The 17,985-nt window shown below is 61.0% G+C and carries 6 protein-coding genes; 4 read left to right on the top strand and 2 right to left on the bottom strand.

The window, feature by feature from the left end:
* Positions 1-27: 27 nt before the first annotated feature.
* The 4 genes from AC0IW7_RS06050 (at position 28) to AC0IW7_RS06035 (ending at position 13,153) form a co-directional block, all read left to right on the top strand.
* Positions 28-5,073: a Tc toxin subunit A-related protein gene (locus AC0IW7_RS06050; RefSeq protein WP_471816422.1), complete on the top strand. Its 5,046-nt coding sequence runs from the start codon at positions 28-30 to the stop codon at positions 5,071-5,073.
* Positions 5,074-5,163: 90 nt separating this feature from the next.
* Complete coding sequence (locus AC0IW7_RS06045; RefSeq protein ID WP_471816420.1) at positions 5,164-9,726, top strand: SpvB/TcaC N-terminal domain-containing protein; 4,563 nt, start codon at positions 5,164-5,166, stop codon at positions 9,724-9,726.
* Positions 9,719-12,580, top strand: a complete 2,862-nt coding sequence (locus AC0IW7_RS06040) for an RHS repeat-associated core domain-containing protein (protein WP_471816418.1) — start codon at positions 9,719-9,721, stop codon at positions 12,578-12,580. Before AC0IW7_RS06045 ends, AC0IW7_RS06040 begins: the two co-directional genes overlap by 8 nt.
* Before the next feature lie 57 nt (positions 12,581-12,637).
* Entirely contained in the window at positions 12,638-13,153 is a 516-nt protein-coding gene (locus AC0IW7_RS06035) for a DUF1993 domain-containing protein (protein ID WP_471816416.1), read from the top strand.
* 150 nt (positions 13,154-13,303) lie between these two features.
* Here AC0IW7_RS06035 and AC0IW7_RS06030 read toward each other — a convergent pair whose 3' ends face one another.
* Both AC0IW7_RS06030 and AC0IW7_RS06025 read right to left on the bottom strand, forming a co-directional pair.
* On the bottom strand, positions 13,304-14,761 hold the full coding sequence (locus AC0IW7_RS06030) for an efflux transporter outer membrane subunit (protein WP_471816414.1): 1,458 nt from the start codon (positions 14,759-14,761) through the stop codon (positions 13,304-13,306).
* Positions 14,758-17,868, bottom strand: coding sequence for a multidrug efflux RND transporter permease subunit (locus AC0IW7_RS06025; protein WP_471816413.1), 3,111 nt, complete (start codon positions 17,866-17,868; stop codon positions 14,758-14,760). Before AC0IW7_RS06025 ends, AC0IW7_RS06030 begins: the two co-directional genes overlap by 4 nt.
* Positions 17,869-17,985: the final 117 nt, after the last annotated feature.

Here is a 17,985-nt window from a genome sequence, read left to right as displayed (position 1 = left end):
TACGCTCATCCACTGCGGAGCTCAGGCATGCAACACACCAAATTCACCGGCCCGATAGCCGAACGCAAACGCAATGCGTTGGAAGCCGCCTGGCTGGGACAGCTGTCTCGTATACCTGGCGCCACTGCGACGAAACTTGATACCTCGGATGATCTGTACAGTTACCTGCTGATCGATACACGCAGCGGTTGGGAACTGACCACCAGTGTGGTTGCTCAGGTGATCGCATCGCTTCAGCAGTACATCAACAATATTCTGCTCGGCAGCGAGCCCGGCTACAGCAAGGTGCGTTGGCAGCAAGAACACCCCACGCTGCTTGAAAACTGGCGTTCTACCAATGCGCAATACGACGTCTGGGCAGCGAACGTCATGCTTGCGCAATACCCGGAGAACTACCTGTCGCCGCCGCTGCGAACCGGTCAGACCCGCGACTTCGCGCAGATGGTCAGCGACCTGAATCAAGGCCCATTGAATGACGACACCATTCTGGAGGCGGTGCAGGGTTATCTGAACCGGTTTGAAGACGTCGCCAACCTGAGCTTGGTAAGCGGCTATGTGGCGGGTACCGACCTCACCAAGGACGACTATTACTTCCTCGGACGCACCGCGAGCAAACCGCACACTCACTACTGGCGCAAGTGCGCCATGCGCTTGAACACCGTCACCACCATGGTTCCGGATGCCTGGTCGGAATGGCTGAAAGTCGACCTGCCATTGGGCTCGGACAACATCATCGGGCTGCCAAGGCCGGTGCTGCATAACAAGCGTCTGCACGTCGTTTGGTTTGAGCGCAAGGCAACCGACAGCAAGCCCACCGACGCCAAACAAACCGTCACGCCCACCACCACCTTGTCCGCGCAAATGGCGTATCTCAAATTTGACGGCACCTGGAGCACGCCGCAAATTCTGGGCAGCGCTGAGGGCAATACCGTGGACGCCGGCGATGGCCTGTACTCCAGGAACGCCAAGTACTCTACCGTGGCATTGCAGTTCACCGACGCCTCTCAAAATCCCTTTCTCTATGCCGGTTTGTATAGCGCTGCCGACGCCAAATGCCCGGTTAGGCAAATGGCTAATGAAAAGGCGATGGTCTGCGCACTGGATGCATGGATGAATCCTGCCACCCCCAATAGCGACGCCATTGAAGTTCTCTTTGCGTTATATGCAGATCAGAAACCGGCCAAAGACAATCAAAATGCCAGCGTGGCGAATACCCAAACGACCAGCCAACGGTTCCTGCAGCGCGCGATTGCTACTACGCCTGAAGTCTTGCTGACCGATAGCAGCCTGATGAAGAATGACGCTGGCGTAGCCGGCAAAATGCCAGTCCTGCAGGTTGTTACGGGCACGGCTCCGCGCCCCAACATGGTCGTCATCGACACCACTAACATGGCCAGCAGCCAAGTCTGGGTAGATTTTCGGCCCGGGAAGCTGACGGTCGATTGTGACCGTAAATGCGAAGGTGAAGGTCATGTAAAGTTCATCGACCCTGCCAACGTGGACAGCGCGAATTACTACGTTAAATTCGATTCTGGACGACTTGAGGTCGCTATCGCTTTTAACGATCAAGCCGCCTATGACACCTTGGCAAATAACTGTCGCCTTTTTCTAGGATTCAACACACCTGATAGCGAACAATTCATCGAAATAGAAACCAATAATCACGAGTTGCTTCCCGCTAACAGATATATAGGTACGGTAGGCGATATCAGCAATGACAACCGCGCTTTGCACCCGGAAAATCTTAGTGCAATTACTTTTAAACGAGCAGACGGAAAACTCATCGCCCGGGCTTTGCTTCCCGGGGATATGACCAAAGATGTTTTAAACATCACCGCCTACGGACTTGAGCTCAGTATTACCAACGGCGACACCGAAGTGGCCAGCGTATATATCGATAGCATAGCGGTAAGCGCCGAGGATCATTGCACCGCCACGTTAACGAACCTCGACCTGACCCAAAAAAGCGAATACAGCTTCCAGTTCGCAGCAAGCGTGGCGGCTGTTTCTCCACCTTCCAAACGTAAGGCCTGGAAGCGCTACACTACCCGCCGGGCGTTTACCACACTTAGGACTCCTCAATCGTTAACGCCCGCCACCGACCCCATGCCGGTGCTCGACAGTTACACCGACACCAAACTCGGTACTGCCGAATTCATACACTTCGACTTCAAAGCAAACGCCAATAAAACCGCCGCGTTTGCCCCGGAAAACATTCGGCTTAATACACTCTTCGCCAAAGAACTGGTTAAATCCGCACAAAGTGGTTTAGACCGGCTTTTCCAGTGGAATACCCAATTAACCCCTGAACCGAACATGGGGCGGGGAACCTGGCTGGCCTTAACCCTCCCGGCCTACGATCCGGCTGTACATGGTGATCGCCGGACGCGTTCCGTGGTGATGTTCCCCAAGGACAACCTTCATTATCCGTTGGCCGCAGCTACGCTGGCAGACAGCCCCAAACTGATAGAGGTTTTCGTTCCCTCCAATGACGTATTGTTGCTGGATGAAAAAGACAGCCAGGGCGTTTCTTACCAGATCATTCGCGTATACCTGCAAGACGCGCAGGTCCCTTTTAGCGACAAGACAGATCAAGTTGTGCTGGCCTTCCAGAAGGAGCGCGTGGCCATCGTGCCTCAGGTTCTCAACGACGTTGCCTGGGGTCGTTTCAAACGCTACAGCGAGTTCACCAAAGCCGCGGCAGAACCGGGCGCCACGAACGCCATGGATTTCTCAGACGCCAATGGCCTGTATTTCTGGGAGCTGTTCTTCCACACACCGGCCATGGTCGCATATGCCCTGCAATCGCGTGGCCAGCACGCAGATGCCCGCACTTGGAAGCAGCGAATTTTCGACCCGGCTGCGATTAATCAGGGGACTGATAGTCAGGGCAACACCATCGGCAATTATTGGAAAGTGGTCCCTGTCTCACCGACATACGCCAAACAAGATTCTTCCTATGCCATCGAAGGCCCAACCAACCCCGACGCGCTGGCCTATGCCGATCCACAGCACTTCCGAAAAGCCAGCTACATGGATTACCTGCGTACCCAGCTGGCCCTGGGCGACCTTTACTACCGCCAGCTGACCCCGGACAGCCTCAACCAGGCGTTGCAGATTTATACGCAAACCAGCGTTCTTATGGGGCCACGCCCGGATGACGGCCTGGTAAGTCCCTGGCAACCCATCAGCCTCAAGCAGGCAGCGGGACTCATGCCCCATGGTGAGCTTCTGGCGGACTTTGAGCAGCAGCTCATGACCCTGCCGGAAAGCTGGAGCAGTTACCCCACCGAAACCGATTACTCGTCGTTGAAAACGGCGCCGTCAACCGCGTTCCGCCCGCCAGTTAATAATCACTTATTAGCGCTGTGGGACATTCTGGACTCGCGCCGCTTCAATCTGCGACACAGCCTGGACATCAACGGCGCGCCCCTGCACCTGCCGCTTTTTGCTACGCCGCTGGACCCAACGGCCCTATTGACCCGCGCAGCGCAGGGGGGCACCACGGTTAATCAGAGTGGTGCAGGTTTAGCCAGTATTGTTCCGTACCGCTACGGCACCATGAGCGACAAAGCGCGCGAGGCCTGCTCGTTGCTTAGCCAATTCGGGCAGCAGCTTCTGCGGGCGCTGGAGGCCAAGGACGACCGCCAAAGAGAGATCCTTGGTCAAACCCAACTGGCTGACTTGTGGACGTTCACCCGGCAGGCGCAGCAACAAGCGGTGGATATCGCCGAGAACAGTCTGGCAACGCTCCACACCAGTCTGGCGGCAGCGCAGCAACGCGCGGGGTACTACCAGGGGCTGGTTGACGGCGGGCGCTCGCCCCTCGAATCCGACACCCTGGCAACCCTGGCTACCGCAGGCATCTTGATGGGCTCAGTGGGCGCTATAAGCATCGCAGCCGGGGCCGTGGCGCTGGCGCTGGCGCCGAACATCTTCGGCCTCGCAGCCGGGGGCAGCAATTGGGCGGGGCCGCTCAAAGGCGTTGCCGATGGCACCATGGCCTTGGCTCAAGCCACTACCACCGCCGCACAAGCGATTGGCATGCATGCCGGGTTCGAGCGCAGGCAGGCGGAATGGCAACAGCAGACAACGCAGGCAAATGCCGATGTCGCCACATTAAACAGCCAGATTGTCGGGCAGCAATTGCAGATAGCTGCGGCGAAAACCGCAAAGGCGTTAGCCACCGCCCAGCATCAGCAAGTAATGGCGACCTACGCGTTCCTCAGCAACCGCTTCACCAACGAAGCCTTGTATCAATGGCTGATTGCGCAGCTATCGGCCCTGTATTACCAAGCCTATGACGCCACCCTGAGCCTGTGTCTGAGCGCGCAAACCTGCTGGCAATATGAGCTCGGCGATTTCACCAGCACCTTTATTCCGTACGGCGGCTGGAACAGCCAGTACCAGGGTCTTCTAGCTGGAGAAACGCTGCGCCTGAGCTTGCAGCAAATGGACAACGCCTGGCTGATGCGCAATACCCGCTCATTGAACGTCACCCGTTCAATCTCGTTGCGGGAGAAGTTGGGAGAAAAGGCGTGGGAGCAATTCCTGGCCACGTTGAAGGCCGGCAACGCCACCTTCTCGCTGACCGAGCAGGACTTCGATCTGGACTATCCCGGCCATTACCTGCGCCAGATTGCCAGCCTCTCGGTTTCGCTTCCGGCACTGATCGGGCCGTACCAGAATGTGCGCGCCACCCTCACCCAAACCGGCAACAGCCTGATAGTGAAGCCGGATCTGGAGGCGGTGAAGTTTCTCAAAGACAACAAAACCGGCAGCGCCGCCAACGTCAAACGCAACCTCAACGCCAGTCAGGAAATTGCCTTGTCGGCTGGCCTCGATGACAGCGGTACGTTTGTGCTCGACAGCAACGACGGGCGCTACCTGCCCTTCGAAGGCACCGGCGCAGTATCTGACTGGATACTCGCGTTTCCCAATCCCGCCTCCGCCGCCCAGCAAACCGTGCTCAGCAGCTTGACCGATGTCGTGGTGACGGTTCGTTACAACGCCCGCAACGGTGGAGAGGCGTTTGCCGACCAGGTTCTCAAGTTCTGGAAAGCCGCCGACTGACCCACTCACATCCGTCCCGCTCGACAGACTGATCGGCGCGCGCCCGCGCTAGCGATGCCGAGCGCGGCGGTGTGCTAAAGAGACGTTTCAATGACCCCTTCACCGAACGCTGGCAGCCTGACGCTGACGCCGCCCACGCTTCCCAAAGGCGGCGGCTCACTACAGGGAATGGCCACCACGCCTGGCGCTATAGGCCCGGACGGCCAGGCCAGTCTGTCGATTGCGCTCCCGGTCTCTGCCGGTCGTGGTTACGCCCCTGCGTTGGCGCTTCTCTACCAGAGCGGTTCGGGCAACGACGTGTTTGGCAGCGGTTGGCATTGCGCCGTGCCCACCATTCGCCGCGATACCCGACGCGGCGTGCCTACCTATTCCGATCAGGACCGGTTTCTTGATCCCGACGGCGAAGTGCTGGTGCCAGAGTGCGATGTGCACGGTCGGGTAATGACCACAACAACCGCGACGTTCAATACCCAGGCGTTAGACCGCACCTACCGCGTCACCCGCTACCTGCCCCGCGTCGAATCCAGTTTCGCCCGTATCGAGCGCTGGCAAAGCGCGGGCGTTGCCGATTTCTGGTTGCTACACCGTCCCTCGGGCGAACTGCTGTGTCTGGGCAAAACCGCCCAGGCCCGCATTGCCGATCCGGCCGATCCTCAGCAGCGAATTGCCCACTGGCTAGCCGAAGAGTCGGTCTCGCCGACCGGCGAACACATCTACTACCGCTACATCAGTGCGGCCGAGGCCGGCATAAAAGACCCGAGCGACCGCGATGCGCAGAGCCAGCGGGTTCTGCACTGCGTGCACTACGGCAATGTCCGCGCCGCCCCTGACCTTTGGATCTGGAAAAACGACGAAGCACCCGGGAAGCAAACCTGGTTATTCAGCCTGGTGCTGGACTATGGCGCGCGGGGCACCGACAGCTCCGTACCACCGCCCTTTACCATTCCCGACTCCACACCTTGGCCTGTTCGCCAGGATCCTTTCTCGACCTATGACGCAGGGTTTGAAATACGCACCCACCTGCTCTGCCGTCAGGTGCTCATGTTTCATCACTTCCCCGCCGAGCTAGACGCCGAAGCCACCTTGGTACAGCGACTTTTACTGAGCTATGACGAGAATCCGCTGCTCTCTCGTCTCGTCTGCGCACAAACCCTGGCCTACGAACCGGACTCCGCACATACGCTGCAATGCCTGCCGCCGTTAGAGCTCGATTACTCCACCTTCGTCCCGCCATCGCAGGCCGAGGCCTGGCAACCGCTGGCGCTACCCGGCACGCTCGGACTGACCGCCTATAACCTGGTCGATCTGTATGGTGAGGGCGTACCCGGGCTGCTGTATCAAACGCCTGAGGCCTGGTATTACCGGGCAGCGCAGCGCGATACGGCGCCGAAGGCTGATGCCGACGCCGTTGTCTTCGGCGAGCTGCGCAAATTGCCGCAGATTCCCTCATTGCAAAGCGCACAGCACGTCGCGCTGCTTGATATCAACGGTGATGGCCGTCTGGAATGGCTGATAACCCAAGACAATGGCCTGGTCGGCTATTACTCGCTGGCAGCCGACCACAGCTGGTCAGGCTTTACTCCGCTCACCGGCTTTCCCCTCGAATACCTGCACCCGGACGCCGCGCTGATAGATATGCGTGGCACAGGCATACCCGACCTCGCCATGATCGGCCCCCGCAGCGTACGTCTGTATGTGAACGAGGGAGGCGGGTTCAACACCACCAAAACGATTGCGCAAAACAGCTCGATCACCCTGCCGACAACCGGAAGCGATGCCCGTGAACTGGTGGTGTTCTGCGACATGCTCGGGAGTGGCCAGCTTCACTTGGCAAGCGTGCGGCACGACCGCGTGAAATGCTGGCCTAACCTCGGCGAAGGGCGTTTCGCATCCCCCATCACGTTCGCCATTTCGCCGCCATTGGACGCGACATGTTTCAACCCCAGGCAGGTGTTTCTCGCTGATCTGGACGGCTCGGGCGCCACCGACCTGATTTATGCCGACAGCCATGGCATCCAGCTGTTTCTCAACAAAGCCGGCAACGCATTGGCGCCGCCAATCACGCTGCCTTACCCATTCGGTGTGACGTACGACCTACTGAGCCAGCTGCACCTGGTTGACCTGGCCGGTCAAGGCACGGTGAGTCTGGTGCTCACTCAGCAGGCGCGCGGGCTTAACGCCGTCGCACGTCATTGGCGCTGCGACTTGAGCCCACGCAAGCCCTACTTGCTCAGCAGCATCAGCAATAACTGCGGAGCAACCACCCACCTGACATTCCGCAGCGCCGCGCAGGAATGGCTTGATGAAAAACAGGCCGCACCGGCTGCCATCCCAGGGGTGCCCTTTCCCATGTTGGTGCTTAGCCGCGTTGAACAACACGATGAATTCAGCAACCACGCGTTGACTCAACGCCACCTGTACCGACGCGGCTATTGGGACCCGGTCGAGCGGGAGTTTCGCGGCTTTGCCTACTGTGAAAGCTGCGAAACCGACAACGTGCCCGGCGAACTGGCAGCGGTGCCATTGCGCGCCTGTCGCTGGTATCACACCGGACGTGCTGAAGACGGCCGCCAACTGTTCGGCGCCCCGTTCAAGGACACCGGCGCCTTTGCTGTGCCGCCACCGCGTCTGACCCAATGGCAAGGCACCGCCGACGATGGCCATGACCAGCCCTTTGCCCCCGACGCTGCCACTGAATGGTGGCTGCATCGCGCCCTCAAAGGCAGTCTGCTGCGTGAAGAACACTACGGTCTGGACGGTAGCGCGGCGGCGACCATTCCGTACGAGGTCAGGCAATCGCGGGGCCACGTTCGATTGGTGCAAGCGGGTGAGCAACCGGTCGTGCTTCGTCTCGATGGGGGTAGCAACCAGTACCGCTATGAACGGGTGGCAAGCGATCCGCATGTTTCACAAGACATCCCGCTGGCATTCGACAATTTTGGCCATTCGCTGTGGCGCGTCAGCGTGGTTTATCCGCGCCGTCTCAGCGCCGAGAGTGCCAATCCCTACACTGCCACTGCCCTACCCGCCAGCGCCTGGCCGGCCACATTCGATGCCCAGCAAACACTGCTGCGCCTGACAGAAACCCGCAACCAGGTACGCAACCAGGCCGACGCCCAAGCATGGTTGTTGGGGGTTCCCCTCGCCAGCCGGCAGAACGTGTTGACCTATGCCGCCGACAAAAGTCCAGCCGCAGGGCTCACCGTGGAAGCCCTGCTCGCCCCGGACGGTTTGCTCGGCGCCGGCCAATTTCGCGAGCTGGTCGCGCAACAGCAGCACCACTACCTCAGCGACCCGGCGTTGCCTAAAACCCTGGCACTACTCGACCACAACGAAACCGCGCTGCTCACCGCCAAGGATTTAAAAGCGTATGCGAACGTACTGACCGACACGCAGTGCCAACAGCTACTCCACGACGGCGGCTACCACAGCATGCCGGCGCTGTTGCCGGTTACCGGTGCGGCCGCGGAACTGGAATCGGAACCGGCGGTATGGGCCGGGAACACCGGCTTCCACACGTTTTTCGGGGCCGAGCAGTTCTGGCGAATGCATACACAGACCGCCGCGCAATTGCCGGCGGCGGACGGCAAGCTGCCCGTGCAGACGCTCACCTGGGATGCCTATTACTGCTGCCTGCAAACAACCGCGGACGTGTACGGCAACACCGCCACTGCCGCCATCGATTACCGCTTTCTCGCGCCTTGGCAAATCACCGACCTCAACGACAACAAGCATGAGGCGCAACGGGATGCGCTTGGCCGCGTCATCGCCACCTCGCTCTACGGCACAGAACTGGCGCCCGACAATGTCTCAGCCGTTGCTGTTGGTTTCGACCCGTTGCACACCAGCCCGGTGCCTTCCAGGCAGACCGTGCAAGAAGCCGTGGCCCAGGCGTTGGCCATCAATCGGGGCGACGGCAAGCAACGAGTCGCGAGCCGCGCGGTGTATGGAATGTTCAGCCAGATGGGCCAATTGGACGTGGCACAGCTGCGTCCGTTGGTGACGGATGCGGCAGCCGCCGACGCGCTGTTTCAGCAGTTGCTAGCGCGGCGTTTTATTACCGCGCAAGGCCACCTGCTCACTCGCGCCTGGCGCTGGGCAAACGACACGGTAGACATCGACGGCGTTCCGTCCGCATTGCGTCCATGGCTGCTCGCCCTTCCCCGCCAACCGGTGCATATCGCCGTGTTGAGTGCCGATGCTTATCCCGCCAGCCGGCAGCAGATCAGCGTGCAGATCAGCCACAGCGACGGTGCCGGTCGTACGCTGCAAACCGCAACCCTGCAACCCGCCGGGCTCGCTTATCAGCGCGACGCCAACGGCGCTTTGGTGTTTGAGGACGATCGCCCGATAGAGTCGCCTGCCGACCCGCGCTGGGCCATTAGCGACCGCGTTGAATACAGCCCACGGGGACAGGTTGTCCGGGTCTACCAGCCGTACTGCATCAATGAGTGGCCGCCGTTAACAGACTGCGCACTGCACGCCCACGGCTATGCCGACACCCATTACTTCGATGCCATCGGCCGTGAAACCCATGTAATGACAGCCAGCGGTTGGCTGCGGCGCCAATGCTTCACGCCGTGGTTCACCGTTCATGAAGATGAGAATGACACCGCAGCCGAGCACCTCAGCAGCAGGATCGCCAATGGCTGACATGGCATCCATCAATACCGGCACGCCCACCGTCACCGTTAGCGACAACCGTGGCCAGCCGGTGCGCACGTTGCAGTTTTGCCGCAGCGTAGTCGGCGAGACGGCGGAGCTTCGGGCGACCTGCAGCACATTTTTGCCTGCCGGCCTCCACGTAACCCACGCCGACCCGCGCTTGGGCGCAGCGGGCTTGGTGAATATGCGGCAAACAAACGGCCTGGGCGGTGCAGCCCTGCACAGCAACGGTGCGGATGAAGGCGAAACATGGAGTTTTGCCGATATCCTCGGACGTCCGCTGTGGACACACGACAGTTCGGCCTCGACGACCACGTATGAGCACGACGCGCTCAACCGTGTCACCACCGTTAGCCGTCGCGATGATGACAACGGCAGCCAACCGATCGTGCGCGAGCGGCATTACTACGGGGATACCGCGCCCGCCGATCTGCTATCGCCCCAGCAGGCAAAAATCGCCAACCTGCGCGGCCAGACGGTATGCCTCTGGGACAGCGCCGGCCAGCAGCGCACCACTACCGCGAGCCTCGGCGGCGTGGTGCTCAGCAGTAATCGACGTCTGCTGCTGAAAACCGATGGCGAAGGTGACTGGTCGGGCGATGAAACCCGTTGGAGCAACTGGGAGGCCACGCTGGATAGCACCCGCTATGCAACACGCCTGAGCGTGGACGCGCGCGGCAGCGTTCTTACCCTGCTCGACGCCGCAGGCCACAGCCGTCGCCATGTTTACGATGTAGCAGGTCGCTTGGCCAGTCAGTGGCTGACCCTCCAGGGGCAAGCAGAACAGGCCGTCATCTGTAGCCAGAGCTACAACGCAGCCAGCCAGCCGCTGCAGCAAAGTCAGGGCAACGGCGTAACGGTCAGCCATCACTATGAAGCACAAACCCGCCGCAAAATCGGCACCACACTTGTCCGCCAGCGCGACGGCAAAACGGCGCTTCTGCAAGCACTGACCTACCGCTACGACCCGGTGGGCAACTTGGTGGCGGTCGCCGACTCCGCCCAATGCACCACCTGGTTTCGCAACCAGCAAATCAGCCCTGTGAACACCTATACCTACGACAGCCTGTATCAACTGCTGAGCGCCACCGGCCGTGAAAACGCCAATCAAAAACAACAGAACACGGCACTACCGGGGCTGATCACTCCGCTGCCGGCCGACAGCAGCCAATACACCGCCTACACCCGCACCTTCGCCTACGACAGCGGCGGCAACCTCACGCAAATACGCCATAGCGCACCGAAGACCGGCAACCAATGGACCAGCACACTGGTGGTGTCCGCCCGCCGCAACCACGCCGCTAACAGCTCGATTTTCACCGCGGTGGCCGCTGATACGGTCGACCAGCTGTTCGACCCTCGCGGCAACCAAACCCAGCTGCAACCGGGCCAGACACTCAGCTGGAACGCCAGCAACCATTTGCAGCAGGTTCGCTGCGAAGCCAGCGACCAGCGTGAGCACTACGGCTACAGCGGCGCAGCACGGGTGGTGAAGGTGAGCCAGCAGGCGAAGCTGGAGCAAAAAGTGGTGTACCTGAACGGTCTGGAACTGCGCACCACGCGGCAAATCGAGCAGGTCAAAGAAGCTTTACAGGTTATCCACCTGGGCAGCGACTGTTGCGCCGTTAGGGTGCTGCACTGGAGCGACGGCAAGCCTGGTGGGCTGGAGAATGACAGCGTCCTCTACAGCTACGGCAATGCGCTGGGCACTCTGCAACTTGAGCTGGACCAACACGCCGACATCGTCAGCCGTGAGGAGTATTACCCCTACGGCGGCACGGCGACCTGGGCCGCTCGCAGTCAAACAGAAGCGCCTTATAAAACCCGGCGCTTTGGCGGCAAAGAGCGCGACGCCACCGGTTTGTATTACTACGGTAAGCGCTACTACCAACCCTGGAGCGGACGCTGGCTGAGTGCCGACCCCACCGGAGCCGTCGACGGCCTGAATCTGTTCAGCATGGTGCGCAACAACCCCACCTCGAACCGCGACGAGCAAGGCCTGAGCATTACCGTCGGCAAAGAAAAATATAAAAACGATGTGGCCTTCAAGAAAAGCGCGCACTACCGCCAACTGGCCGCCAACCATCCTGGCGAACCGCTCGACCGATTAATCAGCCACTACAACACCAACGACCATGTATTCCTGTCGGGCGCGCATTTGGCCGATTTGTTTGCCCATGACCTTCACACCTCGCTGGCAAGCGACACCGTGAGCGCCGACCAGAACGCACAGCGGGCGTACCTCACGCGCGCGGGCTGGCATGAGCGCCTTAAGACCACCAGCCCGCGGGACTTCCCCCTTACCCAACGCGCCCAAGCGTTCTGGAAAAGTTACCCCTTCGCGAAACCGGGTACGCCGTTGGCTAACGTCGACGAGTCGTTGAGCACGCTCAGTTCCACAGCTCATGTAAGCATATACCGCACCATGAACGGTGCGGAGGCCGACGCCATTTTGACCGACAACAATTACGAGGCTATCGGCAAACATTTGGGCGATTACCCGCAAGCGCTGAGCTATTTTCACCGCGACGGCACGGGTAAAGCGTTGCTGGAATTTCCATTGAAACCAGGCGCGCATGAGGCGCTGTTTACGCCGGCATTTTCCGCTGTGCTGGACTCCGGGGATGTCACCAGCGTGATGGCCAAGTTAGCGGAACTGAGCGGCGCAGGCGCCTACGCCAAGGCGAAAAAAGGCGAAGGCACGCTGACCGGTTATATCGGCATCAAGCCGGAAGAGCATGGTGTCAGCGGCTTCAGCTTGTCGCTGGGGGATAAGAATTCTCGCGAGTTATTCAAGCAATTTGTTCAGACCGACAAGGTCCGTGCCTTGCATCGAAACTAGCCGGCACGCCCTTCTCGGCGGCGCGTATACTCGCGCCACCTTCAACCGGAGACTGCCATGACCATTTCTCTGTACGCCGCATCCGTTCCCGTTTTCAAGCAAATGCTCACCAGCCTCAGCGCGGTATTGAGCAAAGCTGAAGCCCACGCCACGGCCAAGAATATCGACCCCGCCGCCCTGCTCCAGGCCCGCCTGTTCCCCGACATGTTCCCGCTCATCCGCCAGGTGCAAATCGCCTGCGACTTTGCCCGTGGCGTGCCGTCGCGTCTGGCTGGCGTAGACGTGCCGAAGCATGACGACGTGGAAACCACGTTCGAGCAGCTGCAAGCACTGTTGAAAGAAACCCTCGATTACCTGGGCACGTTTACCCCGGCTCAGGTCGACGGCAACGAAGAGCGCGAGATCCTCACCCGTCCGGGCACGCCGAAAGAGCGCAAATTCACTGGCCAGTCGTATTTGCTGACTTACGGTCTGCAGCACTTCTTCTTCCACGTAACCACCGCGTATGCACTGCTGCGTCATAACGGCGTGGAAGTGGGCAAGATGGATTATGTGGGCCAGCCGCAGGTGTAATTGCGGCTGAGCGTCGAGGTTTGCCTCGGCCCTCTCCCCCGGCCCCTCTCCCGCTCGCGGGCGAGGGGAGACAAGCGATAACTGATCCACCTCGGTCAGTCCCCTCTACCGCTTGCGGGAGAGGGTTAGGGAGAGGGCCGCCCTTGCGCCCTACTCCTTCTCCCCCAACTGCTGCACATTCCACCCCCCGCCCATCGCCGCAATCAATTGCACACTTGCGGTCAACCGACTGCCCAACAGCGTCAACACCGTGCGCTCGTTCGACAGCGCGGTGGTCTGCACCGTGACCACGTCCGAGAAGTCCACAGTTCCGGCTTTGTACTGGTTAAGCATCAACCGCAGCGATTCACGCGCTGAGTCGAGCGCTTCTTGCTGCACCACGTTTTCTTCTTTCAGCACGTCGAGCTGAACCAGGTAGTCCTCCACTTCGCGAAAACCAGTCAGCACGCTCAGGCGATAGGCGGCCACGGTGGCGTCGTAGCTGGCTTCGGCCTGTTCGACGCGCGAGCTGATCAAACCGCCGTCGAACAAGGTCATGGCGAAGTCGGGGCCGATGGACCAGTAGCGGTTTGGCGTGGTCAGCAGTTGCGAGAGGCTGTCGTTGCGGTAGCCGCCGCTGGCGCTGAGGGTGATGTCCGGGTAGTACGCGGCTTTGTTCACGCCGATAAGCGCGTTGGCGGCGACCACGTCGCGCTCGGCCGAGGCAATGTCGGGGCGGCGTTGTAGCAGTTGTGAGGGCACGCTGGCGGGAATAGCCGGCAAGCCTGGAATGTCGTTGGTCTCGGCCAACTCGAAGTTCGACGGTGCTTCGCCGACCAGCACGGCGATGGCGTTTTCCAGTTGCGCGCGCTGGTATTTCAGGTCGATGGCCTGAGCCTGCGTGGTTTTCACCTGGGTGCGCGCCTGGGCCACGTCGGCCTTGGTGACGATGCCGGCGCGGTATTGGTTTTCCGCCAGCTTGAAGGCTTTTTCGTAGGCCGAGACGGTGTCGTCGAGCAGGCGTTTTTGCGCGTCGATCACCCGCAGTTGCAGGTAATTCTGCGCCAGTTCCGACTGCTGGCTGAGCTTGGTCGCGGCCAACGTCGCCTGGCTGGCGGCGGCGCTGGCGTTGTCCGATTCCAGCTGGCGGCGCAGTTTGCCCCACAGGTCGAGTTCCCAACTCACGCCCAGGCTGGCCTGGTAGCTGTCGCTGATGCCGCCGGAGCTGCCGCTGCTGACGGTGGAGCCGTCGGACAACGACACCGTGCCGCCACCGCCCGTGGCCTGGCCCGAGCGGGTTTTGCTGAAGGCGGCGCTCAGGCTCGGAAAGAACGAAGCGCGGGCGCCGCGTGCCAGGGCTTGAGCCTGGCGATACTGGGCTTCGGCCTGGGCCAGGGTTTGGTTGGAGGTTTCCAGGCGCTGTTGCAGTTGGTTCAGCGTCGGGTCGCCGTACAGCTCCCACCAGGCGCCACGGTTCAAGGCATCGCTGGGCGCGGCCTGGGTCCAACCTGCCTGGTATTTGAAGCCAGCAGGCACGGCCACTTCTGGCTGCTCATAGTCCGGGCCTACGGCGCAACCGGCCACAGCCACAGCCACCGCGAGCAACAGGCTGCGCGAATACAGGCTCATAACGAAGTCTCCAACCAAGCATCAGTGCGCACGCCTCTGCGGCGGTTAACCCAGTGGCGCAAACGATCCAGGTACAGGTACACCACGGGCGTGGTGTACAGGGTGAGCAATTGGCTGGCGATCAGGCCGCCGACGATGGTGATGCCCAGCGGCCGGCGCAAACCGGCGTCGCCACCAATGCCGAAAATCAGCGGCAGCGCACCCAGTAGGGCCGCCAGGGTGGTCATCATGATCGGCCGAAAGCGTTTGACGCAGGCCTCCAGAATCGCCTCGCGAGGCGTCATGCCCAGTCGGCGTTCTGCTTCCAGGGCGAAGTCGATCATCAGAATGGCGTTTTTCTTGACGATGCCGATCAGCAGAATAATGCCGATCAAGGCGATCAGACTCAGCTCGCTGCGGCACAGGATCAGCGCGAGCAACGCGCCGACGCCGGCCGAGGGCAAGGTGGAAAGAATGGTCAACGGGTGCACATAGCTCTCGTACAAAATGCCTAGCACGATGTACACCGCCACCAGCGCCAGCAGAATCAGCCACGGCATGTTGTTTTGCGTGTCTTGCACGGCGCCGGCATTGCCTTCGAACGTGGCTTGCACGTCGAGCGGCAATTGCAGCGGTTCGATGGCGGCCATGATCGCTTCGCGGGTCGGGCCAATCTGCGCACCGGGCGCCAGGTTGAACGACAGCGTGATCGCCGCGAACTGGCCCTGGTGGTTGACCGACAACGGCGCCGAACTGGGTTCAAAATGGCTGAACTCGGCCAGTGGCATGCTCTGCCCGTCGCTGCCCAGCACATACACCTGGCGCAGAATTTCCGGGCTCTGCTGGTACTTCGAGCCCACTTCCATGACCACGTGATACTGGTTCAGCGGGTTGTAGATATTGGCGATCTGCCGTTGGCCAAATGAGTTGTTCAGCACCTCATCGACCAGCGCCATGTTCACGCCCAGCGTGGCGGCGCGGTCGCGGTCTACCACCAGCCGGCTTTGCACGCCTTTGTCTTGCGAGTCGCTATTAAGGTCCACCACTTGCGGCAGTTTGCGCATGGCCGCTTCCACTTTCGGCGCCCACTGGCGCAGCAGTGTGAGGTCGTCGCTGCGCAAGGTGAACTGGTTGCTGGCGTTGCTATCGCGACCGCCCAGGCGCACGTCCTGGCCGGCGTTCAGGTACAGCGCGGCACCGGGAATTTCCGCCAGTTTGGGGCGCAGTCGGGCGAGGATGGTGTCGACATCATCGCGCTCGCCAATCGGTTTCAAGGTGACGAAAAACGAGCCGGTGTTGCTCGACTGCCAACGCCCGCCGCCCAGAAACCCCACCACGTTTTCGATGTCCGGATCCGCGCTGAGAATGGCGCGGAACTTGGCCATTTTCGCCTGCAGGCCTTGGAACGAGATGCTTTGGTCGGCGATGGCAAACCCGCGCAGTCGCCCGGAATCCTGTGCGGGCAGAAAGCCTTTGGGCACCACCACGAACAGGTAAAGGTTGAGCACGATGCAGGCGCACATGATCACCATCATCAGTCGTGAATGCGCCAGCGCCCATTCAAGGCTCGCTTTGTAGCGCGCCATCAGGTTCTGGAAGCGCTGGCTCTCAGGCTTTGGCTCGACTGCTGGCGCATTCTTGTCGCGGGGTTTAAGCAGGCGCGCGCAGAGCATCGGTGTAAGCGTCAGCGACACCAGCAGCGAAACCAGAATGGCCGCCGACAAGGTCACGGAAAACTCGCGGAACAGCCGGCCAATAATGCCGCCCATCAGCAGGATGGGGATAAACACCGCCACCAGCGACAAGGTCATCGACAGCACGGTAAAGCCCACTTCGCGGGCGCCGTGAATGGACGCTTCCAGCGGCGACTCGCCTTCCTCAATGCGCCGGGCAATGTTCTCGACCACAACAATGGCGTCGTCCACCACAAAGCCCGTGGCGACAATCAGCGCCATCAGCGACAGGTTATTCAGCGAGAAGCCGCACAGATACATCACCGCAAAGGTGCCCACCAGCGACACCGGCACCGCCAAGGCGGGAATCAGCGTGGCACGCGGGCTGCGCAGGAACATATAGACGACCAGAATCACCAGCAGCACCGAGATGATGAGGGTGATTTCCGCTTCATCCAGCGAGGCGCGAATACTCGGGCTGCGGTCGTCCATTACCGACAACTGCACCTTGGGGCCGATCAACTCCTGCAATTCAGGCAGCAGCGCATGGATGGCGTCGGTGGCTTCGATAATGTTGGCGCCGGGCTGGCGCGTGACGATCAGCAGCACCGCCGGATTGGGCCCGGAAAACCCCGCGTTGCGCACGTCTTCCACGGCGTTGCTGACCTCGGCGATATCGCCCAGGCGCACCGCCGCGCCGGTTTCAGCGTTGTAGTGAACGATCACCGGCAGGTATTCGCTGGCCTTGCGCAACTGGTCATTGGCGTCCACTTGCCATTGCTTCGTGGCGCCGTCGATGGAGCCTTTCGGGCCGTTGGAATTGGTGTTGGCAATGGCCGTGCGCACGCTGTCCAGGGAAATGCCGTATTTGTTCAGGGCGTCCGGATTGACGTCGACCCGCACCGCCGGCAACGAACTACCGCCGATGCTGACCTGGCCGATGCCCTTGACCTGCGCCAGGCGCGGCGACACCAGGGTCGAGGCCATGTCGTACATCTCGCCACGGGTGTAGCTGTCGGACGTGAGCGTGAGCACCATCACCGGCATGTCGGAGGGGTTGGCCTTGCGGTACGACGGCAAGCTGGGCATGCCGCTGGGCAGCAGACTGCTGGCCGCGTTGATGGCGGCCTGCACCTCGCGGGCGGCACCGTCGATGTCTTTCTCCAGCGAGAACTGCACGATCACCGTGGTCGAGCCCAGCGAGCTGCTGGAGGTCATTTCACTGATGCCGGCAATGCGCCCGAGCGCCCGCTCCAACGGCGTGGCTACCGAAGTGGCCATGGTTTCCGGACTGGCGCCAGGCAACGAGGCGCTGATCATGATGGTCGGAAAATCCACCGACGGCAGCGGCGCCACCGGCAGCAGATTGAACGAAAGCCAGCCGGCCAGCAGCAGCGCCAGGGTGAGCAGCGTGGTGGCCACGGGGCGGCGGATGAAGGGGGTGGAGATGCTCATTGGGGGAGCACCGTTTGCCTTGCCCTCTCCCCAACCCTCTCCCGCACGCGGGAGAGGGGGCCGACCGCATCGCGCTTATCTCCCCTCGCCCGCTTGCGGGAGAGGGGCCGGGGGAGA

The sequence above is a fragment of the Pseudomonas sp. AC229 genome, from assembly GCF_979254655.1.
This window is presented reverse-complemented; position numbering and strand designations above follow the sequence as displayed.

Bases quoted from the DNA above. Each gene is read 5' to 3' on its own strand.
- AC0IW7_RS06025 (WP_471816413.1), bottom strand. From the start codon at position 17,868: ATGAGCATCTCCACCCCCTTCATCCGCCGCCCCGTGGCCACCACGCTG.
- AC0IW7_RS06045 (WP_471816420.1), top strand. From the start codon at position 5,164: ATGACCCCTTCACCGAACGCTGGCAGCCTGACGCTGACGCCGCCCACG.
- AC0IW7_RS06035 (WP_471816416.1), top strand. From the start codon at position 12,638: ATGACCATTTCTCTGTACGCCGCATCCGTTCCCGTTTTCAAGCAAATG.
- AC0IW7_RS06050 (WP_471816422.1), top strand. From the start codon at position 28: ATGCAACACACCAAATTCACCGGCCCGATAGCCGAACGCAAACGCAAT.
- AC0IW7_RS06030 (WP_471816414.1), bottom strand. From the start codon at position 14,761: ATGAGCCTGTATTCGCGCAGCCTGTTGCTCGCGGTGGCTGTGGCTGTG.
- AC0IW7_RS06040 (WP_471816418.1), top strand. From the start codon at position 9,719: ATGGCTGACATGGCATCCATCAATACCGGCACGCCCACCGTCACCGTT.